The sequence below is a fragment of the uncultured Eudoraea sp. genome, assembly GCF_947258525.1.
In the GTDB taxonomy this organism is placed as follows: Bacteria; Bacteroidota; Bacteroidia; order Flavobacteriales; family Flavobacteriaceae; genus Eudoraea.
Window position 1 is genome coordinate 1 of sequence record NZ_CAMYIP010000220.1, and the last position, 5363, is coordinate 5363.

Annotated in this window: 7 protein-coding genes; 3 read left to right on the forward strand and 4 right to left on the reverse strand. The window is 34.3% G+C overall.

The features are described 5' to 3' along the window. Positions 1 to 199: 199 nt before the first annotated feature. The 3 genes from Q0X89_RS17100 to Q0X89_RS17110 are packed head-to-tail and all read left to right on the forward strand — an operon-like array spanning position 200 to position 1740. Positions 200 to 904, forward strand: coding sequence for a YafY family protein (locus Q0X89_RS17100; RefSeq protein ID WP_297696444.1), 705 nt, complete (start codon positions 200 to 202; stop codon positions 902 to 904). Between the two features lie 42 nt (positions 905 to 946). Next, complete coding sequence (locus tag Q0X89_RS17105) at positions 947 to 1216, forward strand: zinc ribbon domain-containing protein (protein WP_297696446.1); 270 nt, start codon at positions 947 to 949, stop codon at positions 1214 to 1216. Further along, positions 1198 to 1740 (forward strand): hypothetical protein, encoded by a 543-nt coding sequence (locus Q0X89_RS17110; protein WP_297696448.1) that lies wholly within the window; start codon positions 1198 to 1200, stop codon positions 1738 to 1740. Before Q0X89_RS17105 ends, Q0X89_RS17110 begins: the two co-directional genes overlap by 19 nt. 163 nt (positions 1741 to 1903) lie before the next feature. Here the strand turns inward: Q0X89_RS17110 and Q0X89_RS17115 are convergent, their stop codons facing one another. The 4 genes from Q0X89_RS17115 to Q0X89_RS17130 all read right to left on the reverse strand — a co-directional run bounded on the left by Q0X89_RS17115 (position 1904) and on the right by Q0X89_RS17130 (position 5186). Further along, a complete protein-coding gene (locus tag Q0X89_RS17115) occupies positions 1904 to 3202 on the reverse strand; it encodes an acyl-CoA thioester hydrolase/BAAT C-terminal domain-containing protein (protein WP_297696451.1) in 1299 nt (432 codons plus the stop codon). Between the two features lie 125 nt (positions 3203 to 3327). After that, on the reverse strand, positions 3328 to 4338 hold the full coding sequence (locus Q0X89_RS17120) for an alpha/beta fold hydrolase (protein WP_297696453.1): 1011 nt from the start codon (positions 4336 to 4338) through the stop codon (positions 3328 to 3330). A 33-nt stretch (positions 4339 to 4371) separates the two neighbouring features. Then, a complete protein-coding gene (locus Q0X89_RS17125; RefSeq protein WP_297696455.1) occupies positions 4372 to 4809 on the reverse strand; it encodes a MarR family winged helix-turn-helix transcriptional regulator in 438 nt (145 codons plus the stop codon). Positions 4810 to 4889: 80 nt separating this feature from the next. After that, positions 4890 to 5186: an acyl-CoA thioester hydrolase/BAAT C-terminal domain-containing protein gene (locus Q0X89_RS17130; protein WP_297696457.1), complete on the reverse strand. Its 297-nt coding sequence runs from the start codon at positions 5184 to 5186 to the stop codon at positions 4890 to 4892. Between the last annotated feature and the right edge of the window lie 177 nt (positions 5187 to 5363).

The following is a 5363-nucleotide window of genomic DNA, read 5'->3' on the forward strand; positions in this document are numbered from 1 at the left end:
AGAAGATATTGTTGTAATTGGTAATTCATTAATAGAGGAATTCAACATAAATTAAGGACATACTGAGTCTTGATAAATAAAATACTACTGCCAACAATGTGTATAATTCATCCCGAGGACTCGGGATGAAATCATAGCCAACACGTTGGCGGTAAGATGAACAAACTTCACACAAATAACACAATCCGACAAAAAAGAAATGAACCGAATTGATAGACTTGTTGCAATATTAACTACTCTACAATCAAAAAGAATTGTAACGGTCAATCACATAGCTGACAAATATGAAATTAGTGAGCGGACAGTTTATAGGGATTTAAAAGCACTTGGCGAAATTGGAGTTCCAATAAGTTTTGAGGAAAACAAGGGCTATACAATTTTACAAGGATTTTTCCTTCCACCTGTTTCACTGACAAGTGAAGAAGCCAATTCATTAATTCTAATAACATCACTTGCCGACAAATTCTCTGACAAAACAACAAGAAACCATGTTGATAACGCAATGAGTAAAATCAAAGCTGTTATTAGAAATTCAAATAAAAGTGATATTGATTTTCTGCAATCTCAAATCAGAATATACAAATCACCAACGGAAAATAATTCAACTGATTTTTTAACCGTCATTCAAAAGTCAATTACCGAAAAACAAATACTACATATAGAATATTTAAACAATAACCAAGAAAAAAGCCAACGAGAAATCGAACCAATTGGACTTACTTTTTATAGCAATCAATGGCATTTAATCGCTTGGTGTTCGAAACGAAAATCATATAGAGATTTTAAAATAAACCAAATAAAGGCACTTAATAACACAATGGAATCCTTTAGAAAATCGAACCACTTCGACTTAAACGAATATATTTTGACCATTTCAAAAAAAGAAACAAAATCACTGACATAGGGCTGTCAGTCACCGAACCTATTTTTGTAAAAAAACAAATAAATGGAACAAACCTATAAAAATTGCCAAAGTTGCGGGATGCCACTTAAAAAATCGCCAAACGGTGGCGGAACTAATGCTGATGATAGTATTAGCAAAATGTATTGCGCTTATTGTTTTGAAAACGGACAGTTTAAACAACCCGATTGGACGGTAGAACAAATGCAAGAATTGTCAAAAGGAAAAATGAAAGAAATGGGTTTCCCTGGTTTTCTAGCAGGACTTTTCACAAAAGGAATCCCTAAACTTAAACGTTGGCAAACAAAAAATTAGAAATTATGACACTTGAACAAATCTTTACAGATAAAACTATTAAAGCCAAAGCCAAAGTTAAGCAAATTGGAGAATGGCTTCTCGAGGGCACGCTTCCCATAGATGAACTATTAGCTTTTTCAGAAAAACAAACCAAGCCAATAAAAGGAAGTTGTATCGAATCAATAGAATATGCTACAAAAAAACAACCTGAAATAGCAGATGAAGCTGTGTTCTTGTTTGTCACAAACGCACTAAAAGAAGATGAACCTAGAATAAAATGGGAAAGTGCAAAAGTAATAGGGAACATTGCCAAGTTATTTCCTTCTGATTTGTCAAATACCATAAATAACTTATTGGTAAATGCTAAATCGGATGGAACAGTTGTGCGTTGGGCAAGTGCATTAGCTTTAGGTGAAATTCTTAAATTAAAACTTAAATATAACGCAACACTTTTACCAAAAGTTGAAAAATTATCAGATGCAGAAGAAGACAATGGCGTTAAGAACAAATATCTTGGAGCATTAAAGAAAATAAAAAAGTAGTGGATAACGAAACAAATACTACCGCCAACAATGTATATAAAAAATAGGCTGGACAGTAATAAATTCAAAGCTTTCGGCTCGTATCAAACTTTGTGCTTAACCGAAAGTTTAGAGCTTCGTAACTGCCTACTTTTCATATACTTAACCGTTGGGTACAATTAGATCACAAAGCTTTTTTATTCGTATTAAGTGATCTATTGAAAAAATTCTTTAACGATTCCCATACAACTTCTCTGCCTTTAGCATTACCATAAGCAGTCCCTCCTAAACGACTGGATAATGAGGTTGTTGGGTGTCCAGGTGGTTCGGCAATACCATGACCTGCAAAAGGAAGGGCGATATGTTCATAATTATTTTCAAATTTTGCAATGTTCAGTCTTGAAATGATTTGTTCCGACATATATGTAGAGGGCCAGATTTTATCTTTTACGCCAGAAAAGAGAAGAATATCTCCGTTTATGTTTTCAACTGGTATTGAGGCTTTTTCAACTTCATCATGCTGAGACAATGTACGATACCACAAATACATACCATCATAAGTTTCAAAAAATCGTTTGTCATAAGCATTTGGAACAAACTCTAAGTCTTCCCCATTAAGTGACCACGATGATAATACAGGGTATTTGGGAGGTTTGAATCCTTGGAATACCGCTGATCCAGGTGCAATGGCTGCTACACATTTTATTTCACTATTACGAGAAGCTATTAATAATGCTAGTTCTGCTCCCTTTGAATACCCCAAAACACCTATCCTATTTACATCTATATAGTCCTTTTTAGTAAGTTCATTAATTGCACTATCGATATATTCTAATGGTAATTGAGCTAAATGTCGAGGTAAATTTTCTGCATTAAAATAAGCTAATGCTAAAGTTACATATCCTTCGTCAGCTAAAAGCGCTCCCATTCTTTTAGCCCATGATAAACCTCCTCCAGATCCTCCTAATAAAATTATAGCAGGCATTTCTTGATTATAGTTTAACGGTCTCATTAATTCTGCTACAATATCGCCATTTAAGGGTTCAGTTTGAACACTTTCTGGAATAGTCCATTGAACAGTAGAAATGGCTTTAATAGTGTCATTTTCCTTGACTAATGAAATATCAATAGTAGAGAAATCTTTGGGATCAGGTGCGACCCAATCATCGCTCATTTTTTCAGTCATAGTCATAGACCAATACAAACCATATAGGTCATTTCTAGTATAAGTCCCTTTAATCGGACTACTATTGGATAAATTAATTTGACCGAAATCATCTGCTTTAAACGTTGCTTTAGAAAGCCATTCACGATCGAAATTGTCATTTTTCTTTGCAACCAATTCATATTCTTCATTAGCCACCAATCCTATTACTTTAAAATCGAATAATTGTCCAATGTTGTATTTTTCAGGAATAATAATTTCTGGAGACGGTTGCATACAACTAACAAATAATAATGGGAATAAAAATCTGATTTTCATAGTTAGTTATTTAAATGTTTAGATAGTTTTCTTTTACAGAAAACCTTATACTAATATTGTTACACTTTCTAAAAAAAAATTTAATGATAATACTTTAGACTGTTGTACAAACTGTGCCAGCGGGGTCAGATCAAATCTTCTTCGCTCAACCATGATTGTATGGCATTCCAATATTCATCTGACCAGTAAGACTTTTTCCAAAAAATTAAATGGGTCTTTTTATCTCTCAAACCATGCCTGCCGTTAACATCGTAATAATTAGTAATATTTTTTCCATGATCTTTCAGGTTCTCTAAGTATTGATAGGAGTTATTTCCATCCACCAACAAATCTTTTCCACCATGCGCCGCAAAAAGGGGTATATCAAGTTTCTCCAGGTAGGTTTTGGGGTTGAAGTCAGAAGGGAGATTTCCATACCATTTCCAATTCCAGGAATCTTTCGATTGTAACCCTAGTCCCAAATCTTTAAACCATGGTTCACTTTTATAAGGTTTTATAAAATTTTCAGCTTCTTTCCAACCGGAATTGGTCCTGTACACTTTAGAATTGATCATTTCAATACTATCAACAATCTGGTGAATCGCTTGACCATAACCTAAGCCTTCAAGCGTTTTTTTATTAATATATCTTCCCTGATCTTCCGGTGTGTTTACTGAACCTGAAATGGAAATCAAAAAAGAGGTTTTGGTATACTGCTGATGGGCGAGAAGATTGATCCATCCCCCTTGGCTAAATCCCATGAATCCAACCTTAGCATTTGCAACTTCCGGGTATTCCAATAATTTGGGAATCGCCTTTATGGCATCAAGTGCCAAATCATTAAACGTGGCATTCTTCCAATCTCCTTTGGACTCCCCAACTCCGCGTTTGTCATAATAGAAAACCGCTGCTCCCATTTTTGCTAACTTTTTAGCGTGAGCAGAATACAAACTGCTGGTACGGTCTATGTTCCCTGATCCATGGATAAGTATGATTAAGCTTTTAGCTGGATTATCCGACAGTAACAATGTCCCTGATAGTTCAGTCCCGTTGGACTTCCATTTAATTTCTTTTGATGAAAATGAAGAGGAATCACATTTCATTGCAAAAAAGAGGATCACAAAGAAGATCACAGAAAATAAAACTGTTTTTTTCATGATGTACGTTTTGATAACAGAAAATGCGTCATGTTATGCATTTGAAAATAAGTTATTAAAAATTTTGTCAAGGACAGCTCTGCAAGCTTTAAGCTCTTTTTTGGAGATTCCCTTTAAAGCATTTTCTCTATTTTTTATCGTGGCGGGTGAAATTTTATCCACTACTCTTTTTCCTTTTTTTGACACTTCAAGGAGATTCCTCCTTCTATTTTCTGGATTTACACGCCTATGAACAAAGCCCTTTTTAACCATTAGCTCCATCATTCTAGTAATTGAGGCAACATCCTTGAATAAAAGGTTTGCTAGATCTACCTGAGAACTGTCAGGATTATCCAATAACTCTTTTATCATCCATGACTGATCTACGGAAATACGAGGATCAACTTGCTTAATTTTGGATTGAGCAAGTTTTCTATAAGCCTTAATCGTCCTTTCAATCGAATAAAATATGGTGTCTTCTGCTCTAATCATAATATACTTATCAATATTTGATATATCAAATATAGTAAAAATAATTGAGCTTAACAAATGAAGTCGAGATCATCAAGTACCTATACATGGTGGCTTAACACCGCCACGCCATGTACACAAACTGTTAATCCCATCCTTGGGTGTCTAGGTGGATCTGCAATACCATGCCCAGCAAATTGAATGGCTATATGTTCATAATAATATTCAAATTCTATGATATGTAATCTTGAAATGATTTGTTCAGACATGTAAGTAGCACGCCAAATTTGATCCTTTATTCCAGAGATGAGAAGTACGTCTCCATTTATATATTCAACAGGTATTGCAGCTTTTTCAAATTCATCGTGTTGAGATAAAGTGCGATACCATAAATACATTCCATGATATGTCTCGAAAAAAAAAGAATTTGTTATTACCTATTAAGTGAGACTATGGTAAAAACTGTGCCCAACAAAGTATCCTATGAAAAGCCCTAGTCCAGTTTCCTTAAAGATAATTAATATTTATTTTTCTTACTTAAACCACCTTTTTTTCTTTTAATATAACTTGCTCCG